Raw genomic sequence first — 18,446 nt, forward strand, 5'->3', positions numbered from 1 at the left:
AAACTTGCCTTCGATTCTGGGTTCATTACATGGATATGTGATAGTAAACCATTGGTAATCAAGACTCTTTCGCTACTTTCCTCTTAACAGGAAAAACGAGTATCATTCCTATAATGATCATGATAACCGCAAGACCATTCCACACAAGGTCATATACGATTACATTTTCGACATAGCGGATTTGATGGAGTCTCATGAGCTTATGCTGGATGATACCATCATAAAATTGGAACCCACCAGCGCCCAGCAGTAAACCGCCCCACCATTTCTTCATCCACAAAGCGGACCGCCTCCGTAAATCGGCAAGCAAAAACAAGCCACCAATAGTCGCAAACCAACTGAAGGCATGGAAAAGTCCATCAGAAATCAGTCCGACATCAGTTGTAGACTGATCATAAAAATGGTGCCAACGCAGCAATTGATGAAATACGGTTTCATCAATAAAAGCAGCCAGCCCGATTCCAAACAAAATACTCGACCACAAGTTTTTCTTTAACACAGCAGAACCATTTAATTTATTCCACTTGTTTGAGTACATTTGATTCATCGTCACTTGCACCCCTTTCCGTCCTGTTTTATCTATTTTCATCCTTCCCTCCCGTCTCCCAATATAAACGAGGGATACCATTTACTGGTTATCCTCCCCTTCCCTGTGGCTGGATGATTCAATTTCATGCCAGTATTTGATCAGACCTGAATCCAGGACTTTTCTGTTTCTAAAGGGGCTAAGGAAAACGTATGGTTTCGCAAACCGCATTTGCTCCGACAAAATTATGGAACCGTACCTAATTGAGTGTTTAAAAGCATTACACTTCAAACCAAGATAGATAACCACACTTGATGGGGGCTTCCTCATATAATGATAATGATTATACTTCACAATTGGAGGGGAAGGTCATGGATAGGAGATGGGAGCCTTATCGAAAGCCAGGCTTTTGTATTTTCCCTGGTTATAATTACTGTGGACCTGGATGCAGCGGTCCGGGCGCTCCAGTGAATGCGGTGGATGCCGCATGTAAAGAACACGATGAATGCTACCGTTATTATGGGGATTATTGCGCTTGTGACACAGCATTCATCAAGCAGTTGGAAATGCTGCAGAATCCCTATACAATAGAAGGCAGACATGCACGAACCATGTATAAGTATATGAAGATGCAGCGTTTTTTCACTTGTGCTTTTTAAAAGAAGGTCCAGCAAAATGTGCCTTCTTTTTTTATGCTTTTGTACGCATTCATAAAATTATCAATTATAATAAGGGTACCTTCACTTTTCAAAAAGGAAATATGTGCTTATAATAGTCAACAGCACGCTTTATTTTCCCTTGCTTTGTCAACACGAGAGGATGTATAACTCAATATGAAATTCGAAGAAAGGTTTGACTGGCAACTCTTCTTTATTATTTGTTGCTTCATAGCCGTCAGTGCAGTTGCCCTTTTCAGTGCCCAGCAGAGCACTCAATATAATGATAATTTCGTACTTAAACAACTTCTTTGGTATGGCCTCGGGGGCGTCGTCATCGGCTTCATGCTTTTCGTAGATCCCGAAGACTTCAAAAAGATCAGCTGGTACCTTTATGCATTCGGTATCCTCTTATTGGTTGTCCTTATCTTTGCACCACCATCCATCGCCCCTGTCATCAAAGGGCAGAAAAGTTGGTTCGTCCTTCCTGGACTAGGTTCCCTCCAACCGGCAGAACTGATGAAATTATTCACGATATTGGTGCTCGGTCGAATTGCCGTCAATCATAATGCAAAGCATGCATCGACTTTCAAGGCCGACCTCATGCTCCTCCTGAAATTAGGCGCGGCCACGGCTTTGCCATTGCTGCTGATCATGCAGCAGCCGGATTTAGGGACAGGCCTTGTATTTATAGCCATTTTAGCAGGATTTGTTCTCGTATCAGGGGTTCAATGGAAGATCATTTTACCAATATTCACCGTCATATCAGCCGCGGGGACAGGCCTGATATGGCTCGCAATCAAAGCGCCGCAATTACTTGATAAATACTTAGGAGTCAAAGAGTATCAGCTTGGACGTATTTATTCCTGGTTCCAGCCGACGAAATATGAAGACTCTTCAGGGTATCATTTAGTCAAAGCCATGAGGGCTATCGGCTCTGGTCAACTATATGGAAAAGGGTTCGGCGAGCGGGAAGTCTACTTACCTGAAGCACAGACAGACTTCATTTTCAGTATCATAGCTGAAGAATACGGCTTCCTTGGTTCCTGTATCGTCATCTTCCTGTTCTTTTTCTTGATTTACAGGTTCACTACGATCGCTTTTAAGGCAAATAGTCACTACAGTTCTTACGTTATGGTCGGAATCATCGCTATGATCGCCTTCCACGTTTTCCAAAACATCGGTATGAGTGTCCAACTGCTACCGATCACAGGGATCCCGCTCCCTTTCATCAGTTACGGTGGAAGTGCCTTATTAGGGAACTTGATGGCATTAGGTATTGCCTTTTCCATTTCCTATCACCACAGGACTTATATGTTTGGCGAATAGATAGACATCTCAACATGAAATTCTGAACTAGATGTCTCTTAAGCTGAATTTAAGGAACGCCCTATTGTGGCGTTCCTTTTTGTATCCTTATAAAAAATTCAATCTCTTTCCGATGATGAAAAACTATGCTGGTAGGAACAAATGCTTGTGCACCTCGGAAAGCATAAAAAAACGAACGCTTGGATATTACACCCAAGCGCTCTATTTCCTTATTGATGTATTGAACTGTCAGCCGTTAGTTAAGAGTATTCACTTATTACTTGCTTAGTTTGAATGTTTCAGTATTACCATTCCATTCAACTGTCACTTCAACCTCAGTGTGTTCGGAAACCTTGGAATTCGTAGGATTAGCTGTATCGCTATCTATAATCGTACCGTTTTCCTTTAATGTGACGCCACCCCTGCTAAAACTTCCAACACTATCCACTTTGTAGGCAATCGGTCCAACATCGTTCACATCATCTCCTTTATATTTCAATACAAGGTCTTGGGTTTCATAATCATCACTGGTTTGATTAACTTTTAAGTCAGCTGACCAATTTTCCGTCTCGCCAGAAAAATTAAAAGTCTGCGTGCTACAAGCACCAAGTAGTAGTAATTAAGATATCAATACTACTGAAAGTCTTCCGGTCATATAATACCCCTCCCAAATTTTCAAAAAATCTGCTCTGTTAGTAGCAAAATTAATTATTATTCAAATTTCAGTCGTTTTACCATAATATTCAAAAACCTGGGATGAATCCGAAATCTGAACAAAAAAGCTGACACCCTCTTTTGGATGTCAGCTTTTCTTATGATTTTAAGTTCCCGACTTTGTTGTCTTTCTACAGTCAGCTTTATTATATTTACTCTACTGTTACACTCTTAGCTAAATTACGAGGCTTATCGACATCACAATCACGGTGGAGAGCAGCATAATACGAAATCAACTGCAATGGAATGACAGAAACAAGGGGAGCCATCAAGTCATGGACTTGTGGAATGACAAAAGCGTCGCCTTCCTTGTCTAAGCCTTTCATGCTGATAATCATGCTATTCGCCCCACGCGCTTCTACCTCTTGGACGTTTCCACGAATGGAATAGTTCACATTTTCTTGAGTAGCTAAAGCAACAACTGGTGTACCTTCTTCAATCAAAGCAATGGTACCATGCTTCAGTTCTCCACCAGCAAAACCTTCCGCCTGGATATAAGAAATCTCTTTCAGCTTAAGAGATCCTTCCAACCCTACATAATAGTCAATGCCGCGGCCGATAAAGAAGCAATTACGTGTGGTAGAAAGGTAATTACGAGCCAATTCTTCCAACTGTTCCTTTTGATCGGTCATTGCTTCCATAGTGGTTGCTACGATACCAAGCTCCTGCATTGGATCGAAGTCAAGTTCGATACCTTTTGCACGTGCCGTATCGACAGCTAAAATTGCAAGAACAGCCATTTGAGCTGTATAAGCTTTCGTTGAAGCTACTGCAATCTCAGGGCCTGCATGCAGGTGCATCGTGTAATCAGATTCCCGGGAAAGGGTGGATCCAGGTACGTTTGTAATCGTAAGCGCTGGATGACCAAGTTCTTTTGTTTGAACAAGTACTGACCTGCTGTCTGCTGTTTCGCCACTTTGAGAGATATATACAAACAGTGGTTTGTCAGAAAGAAGCGGCATGTTGTATGAGAATTCACTGGCTACATGTACTTCAACTGGGATGTTCGCCAATTTTTCAATGAACTGTTTACCTAGTAGTCCAGCATGGTAACTTGTGCCCGCCGCAATTATATATATACGGTCACAGTCTTTCATTGCCTGACGAATCTCTGGATCCAGTTTAATCTCATCGTTCTCATTTTGATACTTTTGAATGATTTTACGAATAACAAAAGGCTGCTCGTCGATTTCCTTCAGCATGAAGTGTGGGTACGTACCCTTTTCGATGTCGGTCGTATCCAATTCGGCTGTGAATGGATCACGGGAAACCGTAGTCCCATCAAGCTTTTGGATTTCAACACCATCGCGTTTAACGATTACCGTTTCTTTATCCATCAACTCCAAAAATTGATCCGTTACATGAAGAGCAGCCATTGAGTCACTTGCTACAACGTTGAAGTCGTCTCCAAGGCCGATCAGCAATGGACTCTTATTCTTCGCCACATAAATCGTATCTTCATTTTCACGGTCAATCAATGCGATCGCATAAGAGCCTGTCAGAAGTTCAACTGCTTTACGGAAAGCCGCTGCAACATCATTCAACTCATTGTTCAACACTTCGATCAATTGGACGATGATTTCTGTATCTGTTTCACTCTTGAATTCGACCCCGCTCAAATATTCGTCACGTACATCCACGTAGTTCTCGATTACACCGTTGTGGACGATCGTAAAACGGCCTGTCGTACTTTGATGAGGGTGGGCATTTTCTTCACTCGGAACTCCGTGAGTTGCCCAACGCGTGTGCCCGATTCCCAGTGTCGCTTTTACATTTTCATCTACAGCTTCTCTTAAAGATGCAATACGGCCTTTGACTTTCGTCACTTGAACCCCATCTTTATTAAGCGTGGCAATACCCGCAGAGTCGTAACCCCTGTATTCGAGCTTTCCTAATCCATTCAATAAAATCTCTTTCGTATCATCTTGTCCTATATATCCTACAATTCCACACATTACTGTTGTCCTCCTTAATCTCTGAAAGGCAGGGCAACGAATAAGCCAAATTCTGCAGGGGCTATTCGTTGCCCCTCTCCCGTTGATTCTATGATTTTAATCACTTTGTTCGAATGTGTTGTTCAAAGAGTCACCTCTCTGGTTTACATTTGAACGTGCGGTTGAAGTGTAACAACCGGGAGGCATCCGCCGAAAACTCGATGAACCTCCACCTCGTCAACTGTGCAGTATTTCGTCCGATTCACACAGTCCTGGCGCTTTTTTTAAATTAACAACATCGATCCTCCTAAATCTCTTAAAATAAAGTCCTTTTCTCTTGTTTACCGGATGATAATAGAATTAAACATCCTCTCCCCCAAAAAACAAGGACATTTTCCATTTTACCTGAGTCCTGTGGAAGCGGTCAATAAAAATTAACACCGTCATGGAAATGTAAGGACCCTGTAATAAGATATGCGCAGATCACAACACTGTGCGACCTGCGCTGTTCCTATCTTATTCTTCCATGCCAAGCTCTTCTTCAACTACTTGTACGACTTTATTGACATACGTTTCGCATTGACCTTCCGTAGGAGCCTCTACCATGATTCTTACAAGAGGCTCTGTCCCTGATGGTCTAACCAATACTCTTCCACTATCGCCCATTTCCTCTTCTACAGCCTGGATAGCTTCTTGGATTCGGGGGTGCGTTTGCACTCTGTTTTTATCGATGACACGGACATTTTTCAGTACTTGCGGGTATTTCTCCATTTCAGCAGCCAGCACAGACAAAGGTTTGCCTGTTTCTTTAATGACATTTACAAGCTGGAGTGCTGATAACATCCCATCTCCCGTTGTATTATGATCAAGGAAAATGATATGACCGGATTGCTCACCACCAAGGTTGAAACCGCCACGGCGCATTTCTTCCATTACATACCGATCACCGACAGCAGTTTTATCACTCTTCATACCATTCGCTTCTACAGCTTTGTAAAACCCGAGGTTACTCATGACTGTTGATACGACAGTAGAGTGATTCAACGTTCTGTTGTCATTCATATGCTTAGCACAGATGTACATGATTCTGTCCCCATCAACGATGCTTCCTTTTTCATCGACCGCAATTAAACGGTCACCATCACCATCAAACGCAAGCCCGATATCTGCTTTTTTCTCTTTTACAAGTTCTTGAAGTGCTTCTGGGTGCGTAGAACCTACTCCATCATTAATGTTCAACCCGTCTGGAGATGAACCAATAGAAGAAATATCCGCTTCCAGATCAGCAAACAAGTGGGAAGCTAAGGATGATGTAGCCCCATGAGCGCAGTCAAGAGCTATGTGCAACCCGTCAAAGTCGTAGTCGACGGTTTGTTTCAAGTGTTGTAAGTACTTCTGACCACCTTCGAAGTAGTCATTGATTTGTCCAAGGTCTGAACCGGATGGACGAGGGAGGTCATCTTGTTCGGCATCAATCAATGCTTCAATTTCCTCTTCTTGCGCATCCGAAAGCTTAAACCCATCCGGCCCGAAGAATTTTATTCCGTTATCTTCTACCGGGTTGTGAGAAGCAGAAATCATAATCCCGGCTTCTGCTTGAAGTGCTTTTGTCAAAAAGGCGACGCCCGGAGTTGAAATGACTCCAAGACGCATCACTTCTGCACCAATGGAAAGCAACCCTGCTGCTAAAGCCCCTTCCAGCATTTCTCCTGAAATTCGTGTATCGCGACCAATGAGAATTTTTGGTCTCTCTACTCCTTTTGTAACGACATACCCGCCATATCGGCCTAATTTAAATGCTAACTCAGGAGTCAGTTCTTTATTGGCGACACCGCGAACTCCATCTGTTCCGAAATATTTACCCATATTCAAATGACCTCTCTTTCAATTCTGTCCATTTTTTACTTTAAAGTTATTCGGTTCATTTATGGTTGTTCTGTCTCAGTTTCCTGATTACTAGATCCTTCATCATCAGGTTCATCTACATCGATTTGTACTTCTATTGTTTCCGGACTGACAGAAGTCACTCCTTCTGGTAAGGGGATATCTACGTTAACTGTTTGATCTTCCGTCACCTCAGTGATGTCTACCGGGACTTCAGGCAATTCTTCAATATCATCAAGAACATCTCGCGGCCCGGAAACAGTTACCCCTTCCGTCTCGGTAGTCACTGACTCTACAAGCACTCCTTCTGGTGCTCCGCCTTGAGGGGCGACATTCAATGAGAGTTCCTTCGTTCGTTCTATTACTGGTACCGTAACATTTACAGCAGTAGGGTCAACAAGAACATTCAATTCATTCCCTTGATTGTCATAGACTTTCACAGGAGCTTCCTGTTGTTCTATGGTCTCAGTAGCAGAACCTACATCGATAATCGCTTTAACCGAAGCGACCCGTTCGATGACAGAAGATGCTCCGGTAATGGAAACCTCTGCTGGACGTACTTCCGACTCCCCTAATTCCAAGTTATCCTTAAGGCTGCTTTCGTTGATATAATCTATATTCACTTCAAAATTTTCGGTAACTTTTTCTTCGATCGTCACTTCAATCATCTTTGGTTCAAGTGTGACCGCTAATTGATTGGAAATCCCTGAGTGTTGTAGAGAAACCTCATGCGTACCCGGGCCCAGCCCATTCAAGTCTGCAAATACGTTAAAGTTTTTTTGTCGCGCTGCAGGGGCTACAGCTCCAGCAGGACCCTCTACTGTCACAGAAACCTCCTGTGGTATGCCGCTTACAACATATTCTTCGCTATCAAAGCGAATTTCCAATGGAATGTTCTCCATCACTTCCATATCCGAGGAGGTTTCATTAAAGAACAAAGAATCAGAATCCATGTTATTATCCACGTTCACCGTCACCCAAAGCAACCCAGCTAAAATAAGGGAGATGATCCGTATGAACCACACGCTTTTCAGCCAATTATCCATTCTTTTTCCCCCTCCAGTTCCAGCTCTTCACCGCAGGGGAGGCATAGTCCAATTCTGTACGAAGCATCTCTTCTAATTTAACTTGATCAAGATCGCGGTGGAGTTCGCCGTTTTTTGTACAGGAAATAGCCCCTGTCTCCTCTGAGACAACAATCGTCAACGCATCAGTGACCTCACTGATGCCCATAGCAGCCCTGTGCCTAGTCCCGAGTTCCTTGGAAATGAAAGGACTTTCGGAAAGAGGTAAATAACAAGCGGCCGCTACGATTTCATCTTTTTTAAGTATAACCGCCCCATCGTGGAGAGGTGTGTTCGGAATAAATATATTTGTGAGTAGTTCACTCGACAAATGTCCTCCCACACGGATACCTGTTTCTACATAGTCACCCATGCCAGTATCCCGTTCAATTGTAATTAAAGCACCAATCCTACGTTTTGCCATATAATTACAGGATTTAATGATCGCTTGCAAAGACTTTTCTGTATCCTCTTCTTCTGAATTGTTCCTACTGAAGAAACTGCCGCGTCCAAGTTGTTCTAAAGCTCTGCGGAGTTCAGGCTGGAACAAGATGATGATTGCAAGGAAACCCCACGTAATTGCTTGTGACATCAGCCACCTTAATGTGGTCAGTCCAAATAAATTACTCAATAACCATATTCCTAAAATGACGAAGATCCCTTTCAAGAGTTGAACAGCCTTCGTCCCCTGAATTAGCATGATTAATTTATATACAACAAACCAGACAAGGGCGATATCCACAGTAATTAAAAAGTAATCTAAAACATCCAATCCCCCATCAAGCATGCCTACACTTCCTTTTAAATAAGAATAAAGCTTTGGATAAAAAATTCACCTATTCCATTATATCACATAACTATTTCCTAACATATGAGAAGATTAACCCTGAAAAAAGCCGAAACCGCCCCCGACTCCCAAATGTTTTGAAAAAGCAGAAACTTAAGCTGTTCCCCCCTTCGCACGAGCGAACTTCAGTCAGCAATTCCAATTGCCGGGACACCAAAAAAAGCAGGACGACCTGGGTCATCCTGCTGAAATCTTCACTCTTCTGATTCAAAAGAGAAAATATCTGTTACCGTATTCTTCGTATGATACCAAATCCATTCATAGATTTGATTGACTTCTGTCAATTCACCGGAATAAGCACGGAGGTTATTACGGTCCAGTTCGTCATTAAATTCTCCTTCGGGGGTTTCATCAATGATATCTCCATTGATAATCGTAACATCTCCATCGATTTTCCCTTCAATCTTCAAATCACCATTCCGAACGACTAAGTCCCCCGTGACAGTGACACCCTCAGGAACAATGACAGTGTGATCTCGTATTTCTAAGTTTTCCTGTTTCGACACTGTCATTTGCTGATCCTGATTCCAAGCTGAGAAGATGCCACTGAACATTAAGATGAAAAATATAGCTGCCGCAGTCAGCACCGGATGCCTCTGCAGTTTCCGTATATAGTTCCTTCTTTTCTTCTCTTTCGGCAACTTACCCATGACATTCGCCGTAAATCTAGGCGGAGCTGTCACAGGAGTCGTATTGGTTATAAGCGTCGTCGTCCTTTTCAATTCGTGAAAATGATTCTGGCAGGATATGCAAGTTTGTAAATGGTCTCTCAGTCGTCTCTCTTCTTCTTTATATAATTCACCATCCAAATACTTATGCATGAGTGTAACAGCTTCTTTATTGCAATTCATTCCCTCTCAACTCCTTCACACATGTCGAAGCCTCTTACGTAATGCTTCTCTGCCACGATGCACCCTCGTCTTCACCGTTCCTACAGGAATATCCAGTATTTCTGCAATTTCCTGAAGAGCCAGCTCATCCAAGTAACGAAGAACAATGACACTCCGATACTTAGGTGGCAGTGCTAAGATCTCTTTATGGATGTATGTCTGCAACTCAAGGCTTTCGACTTCTTCTTCAGGTAAAGCCTGCTCAGCAGCTAATTGAGAATACATATCCAACCCATCCGTTCCACGCACCTCTGCATCCAGATGATAATCCGGTTTTTTCTTCCTGATACGATCGATCGATAAGTTCGTCGCAATTCTATATAACCACGTTGAGAACTTCCGTCGTTCATCAAAAGTATAGAGGTTTGTATACGCACGAATAAAAGCTTCTTGTGCAAGATCCTCTGCTTCATAGGAGTTACCAATCATGCGAAGGCAAATATGATATACCTTATTTTGATAAAAAGAAACTATATCTTCAAATGCAGATTGGTCTCCCTTTTTTACCTCTTTTATTTTTTGCTTAATCATCGTTTCCATCTGCTATACCTCCGCTATACTTGCGGTCGATATCCTTTACGGATGAACTCGCCCAAAAGTTTCAAAAAAATATTTTTTATCTAATATAAGTTTAACTTTTTTTAGTATCGGTTATAAAGCTGTAAATGTAAAAAATTTCATAGGAGGACGAATTAATATGAAGCGAGTGACATCTTTGACGAAAGAAATCGAAGCTTGCCGATTGGAAATGACGCGTTTAGCCCGTCTCCATAAGCTGAGTTCACCTGAAGTCGTCCGTATTAGTGTGAAGCTTGACCATCTGTTGAATGAATACGACGATCTAAAACAAGAAAAACAGCAACCTACCTTAAAAAAGGCAAGTTACTGTTAACCATATAGATGCTTATTTCAAACTTTCTCCAAATAATGAACCCATCAAGCCCACCGCTACACTAGCGGTTTTATTTTTTTCATCTAAGATCGGGTTCACTTCCACAAATTCGGCAGAAGTAATCATTTTAGACTGATGCAGCATTTCCATAGCCAAGTGGCTTTCACGATAGCTCAGTCCGCCCATAACAGGTGTCCCTACACCCGGAGCATCGCTTGGATCCAATCCATCCAAATCAAGGCTTAAATGGACTCCATCGGTACGATCTTTCAAGTAATCCATGGTTTCTTCCATTACCTGAGTCATTCCCATGCGATCCACTTCATGCATGGTATAAACCTTGATACCTTTTTCTTCTATGAGAACTCTCTCTCCTTCATCTAAAGAACGCGCTCCGACAATAACAATATTTTCAGGTTTGATTTTCGGTCCGCCTCCAAAAATACCAGTCAGTTTTTCATGGCCAATCCCTAAACTGACAGCTAATGGCATTCCATGGATGTTCCCAGATGGGGAACTATCTCCGGTATTTAAATCTCCATGAGCATCATACCAGATGACACCGAGGTTTTCATAATGTTTCGCTATTCCAGCAAGTGTTCCCATAGCAATGCTGTGATCACCGCCAAGGACCAGGGGAAAGCGTTTGCTTTCAACGACTTCATCCACCTTCTCTGCTAAACGGCGGCTGCCCTCAACAATTTCATTCAAGTTCCTTAAATTATCCTGTTTTACTTCCATTTTCTGTTCTGGACGAGGAATCTCAATGTCCCCTAGATCTTCAATATCATATTGTAATTGTTCTAGACGTTCAACCATACCAGCATAGCGAATGGCACTCGGTCCCATATCTACACCTCTGCGCATTTGACCAAGATCCATCGGGACACCAATAACTGAAAGTTGTTTATTCATTAAAGTTCCTCCTTTTTTTCACTACTATAATTGTATCCGTTTTTATGGAGATGACTCAACTGGACATCATTGTGTATATATATACGATATACAGGATGAAAACGGGGCTGTTCATGCATGTTTACAAGCTTTTTCAAAAACAGCGGAAAATATTATTTAGTTTACATATTAAAAAGTCAGTTACAACAAAAGGAATGCTTATAATATGAGAGCTGAACCTCATTTCCTCCTAATCCCCAAGGCATTTTCAAAAATAGCAATACTCCCTGCCTTTGCCTAAACCAAAAACCCTGACATGAGTTCATGTCAGGGTTTTTATCTGTATTGAATTACCAGGTAGTCATAGTGTCATTAATAATATGTATTGGTGGAGCCTAGCGGGATCGAACCGCTGACCTCCTGCGTGCAAAGCAGGCGCTCTCCCAGCTGAGCTAAGGCCCCGTCTGGAGCGGGAGACGGGATTCGAACCCGCGACCCCCACCTTGGCAAGGTGGTGTTCTACCACTGAACTACTCCCGCATATGCAATTATTAAAAGATGAGCCATGAAGGATTCGAACCTTCGACCCTCTGATTAAAAGTCAGATGCTCTACCAACTGAGCTAATGGCTCCTTATATAAATGAGAGGCTGTTAGTTTAATAAAATCATTTCAAATATTTCCTTGAAAATCTATCCCAAGGCATAAAAAAATGGCTGGGCCAGCTGGATTCGAACCAGCGCATGACGGTACCAAAAACCGTTGCCTTACCGCTTGGCTATGGCCCAACAGTTACAAAAATAGTATATACCATCTCATTGAGTTTATACACATTTATATTTTATTTCATAAAAATAAGCTGAATATAAGGATATCAGCCGCATATGATCATTTCAGAAATAAAATGGTGGAGGGAGTAGGACTCGAACCTACGAACCCGATGGGAGCGGATTTACAGTCCGCCGCGTTTGGCCAACTTCGCTATCCCTCCACTTTAAAAAATACAGTGGTGCCGGCCAGAGGACTTGAACCCCCAACCTACTGATTACAAATCAGTTGCTCTGCCAGTTGAGCTAGGCCGGCCAATTATGAAATTGATGGTGGAGGATGCAGGGCTCGAACCTGCGACCCCTTGCTTGTAAGGCAAGTGCTCTCCCAGCTGAGCTAATCCTCCATGTAAGTGGTGACCCGTACGGGATTCGAACCCGTGTTACCGCCGTGAAAGGGCGGTGTCTTAACCACTTGACCAACGGGCCAATATGTAGCTTTTTGTCGTTTTTTTGTTTCTTTTCAATCTGACAAATATCATTATATACAATATACCAGCAAATTGTAAAGGGAATTCTTAAAGTCTATATTTTCAAACTATTCGTTTCATAGAATTCATTAAAATTACCCGCCAAAATTAATTTGGCGGGCTTTTTCAATTTATTCCTGGTTAATATATAGCTTACCTTCAGCGGCTTCTTCAGCCACATTACCAAAAGCATCTTCTGCCTTCACTACGATTTCAGCTCCTTCAACCTCTAAATTAGAAGTCGCCGTCCAATATCCTACATAATGTCCTTCTCCCATCTCCATCATAGGAAGCTCTGTAGCTTGATCAGAGAAAATAGAGAAATTGGTCAAAGGCATCTTAATATAGAATGTGGCATCCAATCCAGGTTCAGAGTCAAATTCAATCATTACACTCTCACCAGACTGTAAAGATTGATCCTCTTCCGGATTCAACGCTGTAATCTCGGGTGCTGAATAATCCGCTTCAATAGTGAGTTCTTCTGTCACATTGTTACCGGCTTCATCTAAAGCTTCTACTTCTATAATGTTTTCACCTTCATTTACAATCAATCGTTTACTGAAGGTTCCATCTTCACTAACGTCTGCCTCCTGACCATTAACCAGCACTTGATCAAGAAATTCTTCGTTTACCATCCCTTCTACCGTTGTTACTTCTTTGTTGATTTTTTCTCCATCTTCTGGAGAAGTAATCGTAAGTTCAGGGTTCATTTGATCCAATGTGACTACAACAGGTGCTGAAGGGTCTGTATTACCATTACCCGTTACAGTTATGGCAGTAAGTTCATTCGCACCTTCATCCAGCTCGATGTCAGCAGCAAATTTCCCTTCTTCCGTTACTTCGACCTCAGCCACTTCATCTTCCCCGTTGTGAATGACAACAGAAGTTGACGGAGAACCGCTGCCTTCCACTGTTACCGTTTCTTCGTTCGTGAATGATCCATCCGCTGGTGATTCAATAACAGGCGCTTCTGCTTCATAATCTACGGTAGCACGAATCATATAGTTCCCTTCTTCACTTGGAGAAGGGCTCCACGTTCCGCCTACCTGTTGCCAACTCCGGCCTGCATTCTCCCCATTTTCATCTGTTGCAAGAGCTGGGGTGTTCGGATTAGCATGTGTTTGAATATAAACCATGTAGAAATCGTCATCTACGACAATCCCTTCATTTGATAGGTCCACATCTGTCCATTCTCCATTACGAAGTGCTTCCGCCTCAATCGGTCCAGCCAACTGTTCCCCTGGCGCCCCATCTGTACCACTTGAGTCATACACAGCTACTGCAAACTCTGTACCCCCTGGTACTGGAAAGTCTTCTCCCCAAAATCTGAATAATCCTCCTGTTACTAATGCTGAAGACTGGCCCTCAGCTAAGGACATTTTTACGGCCCATGCATTACCAGCGTCGTAGAAAGCACGAGCATTTTCAGCTGTACCGTCGTCATAACCAATTTCTCCAGGGAAGCCAATGAATGGTTCTAACTCAACATCCACCGTAGCTGTTTCATTTCCTACTACAGTTACGGTTGCTTCCGCTCCTTTATAATTGGGAGCCCTTACCTCTAGAGTATATTCACCCTCGTAGGCTGTCAGTGAATATACACCATCTTCATCTGTCACAGCCGGAGTGACGGCAGCATCTTCCTCAACATAGACAGTTGCTCCTTCTATAGGTTCCCCTGTTCTTTCATTCGTCACTGTACCTGTGACTTCCCCAGAAGGTGTAGGTTCCAGGGTGAAGTTAGCGTTAACCTGTCCATCTTCAGGAACTTCAACCTCCTCAGTACTTGACTCGTATCCATAAGCTGAAGCTTCTAAAGTAAAGTCACCTGCTGCAGTTAATATTCGGTAACTTCCATCTGATGGATCTGTTGTTACAGATTTTTCTGTTTCCAGAACAGTTACAGTTGCTTCAAGTGGTAAAACATTTGGACTAATAGGTGAAGTATCTACTTTTCCTGTTTGCATCAACGGCCCCTCGACGTTTTCAAAGGTACCTGGGAAAAGGCTCTTAGACTTCACTGCTTTTTTCTTATTCTTTGATTTAGAATCCTTAGCATCTGCTTTTGCTCCTGCCTTCTTGTCAGCTTTTTTCTCATTGGACTTATGAAGTTTTGCAGAGCTGTCTGAAGAGTGGTCTGTAATAGCAACATCATCAATATACCAGCCATCTTTCACCACGCTCAGGTCTGTTTCAACATGAAAACCAACATAAACGGTTTGACCCGCATAATCGGATAATTCAACTTGTGAATCCACCCAATCGCCTGACTCATTATTAAACTCGGCCAATTGTTCCCAGTTTTCATTATCAGTGGAAACAACCACATGTCCATAATCATAATTTCTTTCTAATTGATACCACGTCTTAAATTGAAGGAAAGATTCGCCCTCTGGGACTTCAACTGGCGGAAGTCTTAACGTCATATCGGCATCTGATTCGTAGGTGCCATCAAGATTCGTAGCATAAACTTTTTCACCTGAAGCTGCTCCCTCAGGTCCAGAAACAGGTACTCCCCATTCCCAGGAATTACTTTCGCCAAAAGATACCCAGCCAGCAGGTGTTGTCTCAAAGTCTTGTGAATAACCGACTGTGATTCCATCTTCCAATGTTACGCTATAAATATCTGACTCCACTTCATTGCCACCGAAATCAGTGACAAAAAGTTTATACTCAAGCATATCACCATTTAAGTCTTCACCTGGTATGGAAGCTTGATATGTCCCACTCTCATAGCTGCCCTCGATCAATTCTCCATCGACTGATTGCCATTCTTGCCCATCCAGGCTGTATTGAACTTCGACATTGTCAACACTTACGTTATCAGAAACGTCAACCACAATCGGCAGCTCCAGCCCCTTATAAGACTGTTCTACTGGCTCATGTTCAATCACAGGGGCTTCTGTATCCTCCCCGTCTTGATAGACATTTCCTGAAATCTCACCAATGCCTGATACAACGGCAGAAACAGCTGTATAAGCGTTGGCAACCCCATGACCAAACCCTTCATTAGGATCCTCAGGGTATTCATCACTTGTAGTAGCATCCGCCGTTTCATACAACAACTCTTCGATTCGGTCTACGGACAAAGACTGGTCGGCTTCTAATAACAAAGCTATTGTACCAGCCACATGAGGTCCGGCCATTGAAGTTCCACTATAAGTATCCTCATACTCACTTCCTGGAACGGTGGAGTTGATATTAACCCCTGGCGCAGAAATGTCCGGCTTGATCTCCCCATCATAAGGGGAAGGTCCCACAGATGAAAAGTAAGCTAATCCATCATTACTATCAGTAGCTCCTACAGCAATTGATTCAGGATAGTTCGCTGGGGCTGCGATGCTCCCATCACCTAACTCTCCATCATTACCAGCTGAGAAAACGGGAACTATGCCTGCATTTCTCCAGTTTTGCACCATTTCACGATACCATTCATCAAGCCCCGGGCCACCGCCCCATGAATTGTTGATGATATCTGGTGATTTTTCTGGATGAGGGTTTCCTTCTTCATCTTTAGGTGCTAATAACCACTCAGCGGCATCTAGTAAATCCACATCTGTACCACCAGCAGCAGTAAATGCTTTAACTGCTATCCACGTCGCACCTGGTGCTACACCTACTTGATTGGACCCATCTGCTTCAGAACCGACCATAGTCCCCATCGTGTGAGTTCCGTGGCCCTGGTCATCATAAGGTTCTGATGTATCAGCGGTAGCGTCAAACCAATTAAACTCATGGTCTACTTCTTCAGGGCTCGCTGCATTAAACCCTCGATACTTCTCAAGTAAACCAGGGTGGTCCCACTGTACACCAGTATCGATATTAGCTACTACCACGCCTGAGCCATCTATTCCTGTTTCGTTCCAAACTTGTTCGGCACCTATTCGGTCTATCCCCCATGAATCCACATCCAGGATTTCTGCCTTGGCCTTTTCTTTAGGCATATCCAGTGGTTGGTAGATTTCCCTCGTACGGTTTGGCAAAAGTTTTTCAACTTCTGCAAAAGCGGCGATTTCTTCCATCACCTTTTCATTACTAGTTACAGAAACAGCGTTCACAATATAATAAGGATCAAAGGACTTGACATCACCCTGTTCCTTCGCCTTCTCTAAGTATTGATCCAATTGGGACTGTGTTTGTTTTGCGGTTGCGCGTAACTCATTCACAACTGCGGATGTTTTTACACGCTTCTTTTCTTTAGCGGAAACGGCTGCTTTACTCTTTTCCAATTTTGCCATAGCTTCATTTGCCGCTTTTTTTGTATCCGCCTGCTCTTTCATTTTTACCAAATACGTGATTTGATCATTTTCTTTGAAAGATGAAGAGAGATCTTCATTAATTTTATTCTTCACCTGTTTACTGTCATTCATTGCTACACTGTTCGCTTTTTGGGCAGAAACACCTGCCGTCACATTAAACAGAGAAAGAATCATGACAGTAATCAACAGAACACTTACCGACCTAAGTCTAGCTCTCTTTTTCCTCAATATTTTCGCCCCTTTTTAATAGATTTCCTTTCATTCGTACTAACTACGGCCTCCCCTCTCATGTGGATTCTGAGTGGACGATTCTCAAGGTGTTACAAACACTCTATCTTATAGTGACAAAATCTTCTAGATTTCTTGTTGAAATAAGGACGTATATACTCTGCTCCTTTTTGATCCCTGCTCATTTTGGACTAAACGAACAAAAAAATGATAAATATTTACAAAAAAAGACGCATCTATAATCTTTTTACCTAGAACAATAGGTTCGGTAGGCTCGTAAAAAAAATGAAATATCACTGAAAACTTGGGAAAGGTACAGCGAAATTTCAGCTTCTACCTTCAAAGCAGAGCTTATAACGGCATTCATTTTCTATAATTGGGAAAGTATAGGTTATGATTGAATAGTAAGACCTGATTTTCACCATTTTCAGTTAATCTTTGTTGAATATTTAGAAATCCTGGAGGTGTATGAGACGGAGGACCCGTGAAGGAGAGCATTCTACATACATAAAAGCTTATTATTCGACATTAGGTGGTATTTGGAAGTGAGAGAGGGATGGTCGCAAGGACCTATGAAGGTATAGAGGAGTCATATGACATGCAAACCACAATTCCAAAATATCAACAGGCTGGGAGTTAACAATTTCAAGACGACAAAAAAAGCTTCCACTCCTTTTCAAGAGCGAAAGCTTCATATATGTATCTTTATTGGTTAATTGAAAATTCAGTCATACTCATTCAGAGCTTCCAGCCGGATTTGAACCGGCGACCCCTTCCTTACCATGGAAGTGCTCTACCACTGAGCTATGGAAGCAAGTGGCTCCAACGGTAGGATTCGAACCTACGACCGATCGGTTAACAGCCGATTGCTCTACCACTGAGCTACGTTGGAATAATTAAAAGTCTTCTTTAAGTATCAATAAGGAAAGAGAATCAATGTGGCGGCGTCCTACTCTCACGGGGATCGACCCGACTACCATCGGCGCTGAAGAGCTTAACTGCTGTGTTCGGCATGGGAACAGGTGTGACCTCTTCGCCTTCACCACCACATCAA

General features: G+C 42.7%; 13 protein-coding genes, 10 tRNA genes and 1 rRNA gene. 3 read left to right on the forward strand and 21 right to left on the reverse strand.

Going from position 1 to position 18,446, the window contains the following annotated elements:
* Nucleotides 1-58: 58 nt before the first annotated feature.
* The gene (locus HLI_RS10355; protein ID WP_128526863.1) at nt 59-538 is read right to left on the reverse strand and encodes a DUF2243 domain-containing protein; all 480 of its coding nucleotides are present in this window, start codon (nt 536-538) and stop codon (nt 59-61) included.
* Nucleotides 539-897: 359 nt separating this feature from the next.
* On the opposite strand from HLI_RS10355, the gene HLI_RS10360 reads away from it, so the two are divergent.
* Together HLI_RS10360 and HLI_RS10365 are read left to right on the forward strand one after the other, a co-directional pair.
* On the forward strand, nt 898-1,185 hold the full coding sequence (locus tag HLI_RS10360; protein ID WP_128524914.1) for a phospholipase: 288 nt from the start codon (nt 898-900) through the stop codon (nt 1,183-1,185).
* Between the two features lie 174 nt (nt 1,186-1,359).
* Nucleotides 1,360-2,511, forward strand: a complete 1,152-nt coding sequence (locus HLI_RS10365; protein WP_128524915.1) for an FtsW/RodA/SpoVE family cell cycle protein — start codon at nt 1,360-1,362, stop codon at nt 2,509-2,511.
* Between the two features lie 256 nt (nt 2,512-2,767).
* Here the strand turns inward: HLI_RS10365 and HLI_RS22000 are convergent, their stop codons facing one another.
* From HLI_RS22000 to sigW, 7 genes are all read right to left on the reverse strand, one after another.
* A complete protein-coding gene (locus HLI_RS22000) occupies nt 2,768-2,968 on the reverse strand; it encodes a hypothetical protein (RefSeq protein ID WP_241655829.1) in 201 nt (66 codons plus the stop codon).
* 388 nt (nt 2,969-3,356) lie between these two features.
* A complete protein-coding gene (gene glmS / locus HLI_RS10375) occupies nt 3,357-5,159 on the reverse strand; it encodes a glutamine--fructose-6-phosphate transaminase (isomerizing) (RefSeq protein ID WP_128524916.1) in 1,803 nt (600 codons plus the stop codon).
* Between the two features lie 495 nt (nt 5,160-5,654).
* Nucleotides 5,655-7,004 (reverse strand): phosphoglucosamine mutase, encoded by a 1,350-nt coding sequence (gene glmM, locus HLI_RS10380; protein WP_128524917.1) that lies wholly within the window; start codon nt 7,002-7,004, stop codon nt 5,655-5,657.
* A gap of 59 nt (nt 7,005-7,063) precedes the next feature.
* Nucleotides 7,064-8,068, reverse strand: a complete 1,005-nt coding sequence (locus tag HLI_RS10385; protein ID WP_128524918.1) for a CdaR family protein — start codon at nt 8,066-8,068, stop codon at nt 7,064-7,066.
* Nucleotides 8,061-8,873, reverse strand: coding sequence for a diadenylate cyclase CdaA (cdaA, locus tag HLI_RS10390; RefSeq protein WP_128524919.1), 813 nt, complete (start codon nt 8,871-8,873; stop codon nt 8,061-8,063). Before cdaA ends, HLI_RS10385 begins: the two co-directional genes overlap by 8 nt.
* A 254-nt stretch (nt 8,874-9,127) precedes the next feature.
* Nucleotides 9,128-9,784 carry an anti-sigma factor family protein gene (locus HLI_RS10395; RefSeq protein WP_128524920.1) on the reverse strand — a complete coding sequence of 219 codons (657 nt, stop codon included), beginning with the start codon at nt 9,782-9,784 and terminating at the stop codon, nt 9,128-9,130.
* Between the two features lie 15 nt (nt 9,785-9,799).
* Nucleotides 9,800-10,363 (reverse strand): RNA polymerase sigma factor SigW, encoded by a 564-nt coding sequence (gene sigW / locus HLI_RS10400; RefSeq protein WP_128524921.1) that lies wholly within the window; start codon nt 10,361-10,363, stop codon nt 9,800-9,802.
* A gap of 157 nt (nt 10,364-10,520) precedes the next feature.
* On the opposite strand from sigW, the gene HLI_RS10405 reads away from it, so the two are divergent.
* Nucleotides 10,521-10,715, forward strand: coding sequence for an aspartyl-phosphate phosphatase Spo0E family protein (locus tag HLI_RS10405; protein WP_128524922.1), 195 nt, complete (start codon nt 10,521-10,523; stop codon nt 10,713-10,715).
* A gap of 12 nt (nt 10,716-10,727) precedes the next feature.
* Here HLI_RS10405 and rocF read toward each other — a convergent pair whose 3' ends face one another.
* From rocF to rrf, 13 genes are all read right to left on the reverse strand, one after another.
* Nucleotides 10,728-11,630 (reverse strand): arginase, encoded by a 903-nt coding sequence (rocF, locus tag HLI_RS10410; protein ID WP_128524923.1) that lies wholly within the window; start codon nt 11,628-11,630, stop codon nt 10,728-10,730.
* Nucleotides 11,631-11,995: 365 nt separating this feature from the next.
* A tRNA-Ala gene (locus HLI_RS10415) sits at nt 11,996-12,071 on the reverse strand.
* Between the two features lie 3 nt (nt 12,072-12,074).
* Nucleotides 12,075-12,149: transfer RNA gene (locus tag HLI_RS10420), tRNA-Gly, on the reverse strand.
* 19 nt (nt 12,150-12,168) lie between these two features.
* Nucleotides 12,169-12,241, reverse strand: a tRNA-Lys gene (locus tag HLI_RS10425).
* An 80-nt stretch (nt 12,242-12,321) separates the two neighbouring features.
* Nucleotides 12,322-12,396, reverse strand: a tRNA-Gln gene (locus HLI_RS10430).
* Between the two features lie 117 nt (nt 12,397-12,513).
* Nucleotides 12,514-12,599 (reverse strand) — tRNA-Tyr (locus tag HLI_RS10435).
* A 16-nt stretch (nt 12,600-12,615) separates the two neighbouring features.
* Nucleotides 12,616-12,691, reverse strand: a tRNA-Thr gene (locus tag HLI_RS10440).
* A gap of 15 nt (nt 12,692-12,706) precedes the next feature.
* A tRNA-Val gene (locus HLI_RS10445) sits at nt 12,707-12,782 on the reverse strand.
* 7 nt (nt 12,783-12,789) lie between these two features.
* Nucleotides 12,790-12,864, reverse strand: a tRNA-Glu gene (locus tag HLI_RS10450).
* A gap of 172 nt (nt 12,865-13,036) precedes the next feature.
* Nucleotides 13,037-17,392: a S8 family serine peptidase gene (locus HLI_RS10455; protein ID WP_241655830.1), complete on the reverse strand. Its 4,356-nt coding sequence runs from the start codon at nt 17,390-17,392 to the stop codon at nt 13,037-13,039.
* A 742-nt stretch (nt 17,393-18,134) separates the two neighbouring features.
* Nucleotides 18,135-18,206: transfer RNA gene (locus tag HLI_RS10460), tRNA-Thr, on the reverse strand.
* 3 nt (nt 18,207-18,209) lie between these two features.
* Nucleotides 18,210-18,284 (reverse strand) — tRNA-Asn (locus HLI_RS10465).
* A 44-nt stretch (nt 18,285-18,328) separates the two neighbouring features.
* Nucleotides 18,329-18,442, reverse strand: a 5S ribosomal RNA gene (gene rrf, locus HLI_RS10470).
* Nucleotides 18,443-18,446: the final 4 nt, after the last annotated feature.

This window comes from Halobacillus litoralis (assembly GCF_004101865.1).
Lineage (GTDB): Bacteria > Bacillota > Bacilli > Bacillales > Halobacillaceae > Halobacillus > Halobacillus litoralis_A.

What these genes read in the sequence shown, in the direction of transcription:
- glmM (WP_128524917.1), bottom strand. Translation starts at nt 7,004, where the DNA reads ATGGGTAAATATTTCGGAACAGATGGAGTTCGCGGTGTCGCCAATAAA.
- rocF (WP_128524923.1), bottom strand. Translation starts at nt 11,630, where the DNA reads ATGAATAAACAACTTTCAGTTATTGGTGTCCCGATGGATCTTGGTCAA.
- cdaA (WP_128524919.1), bottom strand. Translation starts at nt 8,873, where the DNA reads ATGCTTGATGGGGGATTGGATGTTTTAGATTACTTTTTAATTACTGTG.
- HLI_RS10360 (WP_128524914.1), top strand. Translation starts at nt 898, where the DNA reads ATGGATAGGAGATGGGAGCCTTATCGAAAGCCAGGCTTTTGTATTTTC.
- HLI_RS10365 (WP_128524915.1), top strand. Translation starts at nt 1,360, where the DNA reads ATGAAATTCGAAGAAAGGTTTGACTGGCAACTCTTCTTTATTATTTGT.
- sigW (WP_128524921.1), bottom strand. Translation starts at nt 10,363, where the DNA reads ATGGAAACGATGATTAAGCAAAAAATAAAAGAGGTAAAAAAGGGAGAC.
- HLI_RS10405 (WP_128524922.1), top strand. Translation starts at nt 10,521, where the DNA reads ATGAAGCGAGTGACATCTTTGACGAAAGAAATCGAAGCTTGCCGATTG.
- glmS (WP_128524916.1), bottom strand. Translation starts at nt 5,159, where the DNA reads ATGTGTGGAATTGTAGGATATATAGGACAAGATGATACGAAAGAGATT.
- HLI_RS10355 (WP_128526863.1), bottom strand. Translation starts at nt 538, where the DNA reads ATGTACTCAAACAAGTGGAATAAATTAAATGGTTCTGCTGTGTTAAAG.
- HLI_RS10395 (WP_128524920.1), bottom strand. Translation starts at nt 9,784, where the DNA reads ATGAATTGCAATAAAGAAGCTGTTACACTCATGCATAAGTATTTGGAT.
- HLI_RS10385 (WP_128524918.1), bottom strand. Translation starts at nt 8,068, where the DNA reads ATGGATAATTGGCTGAAAAGCGTGTGGTTCATACGGATCATCTCCCTT.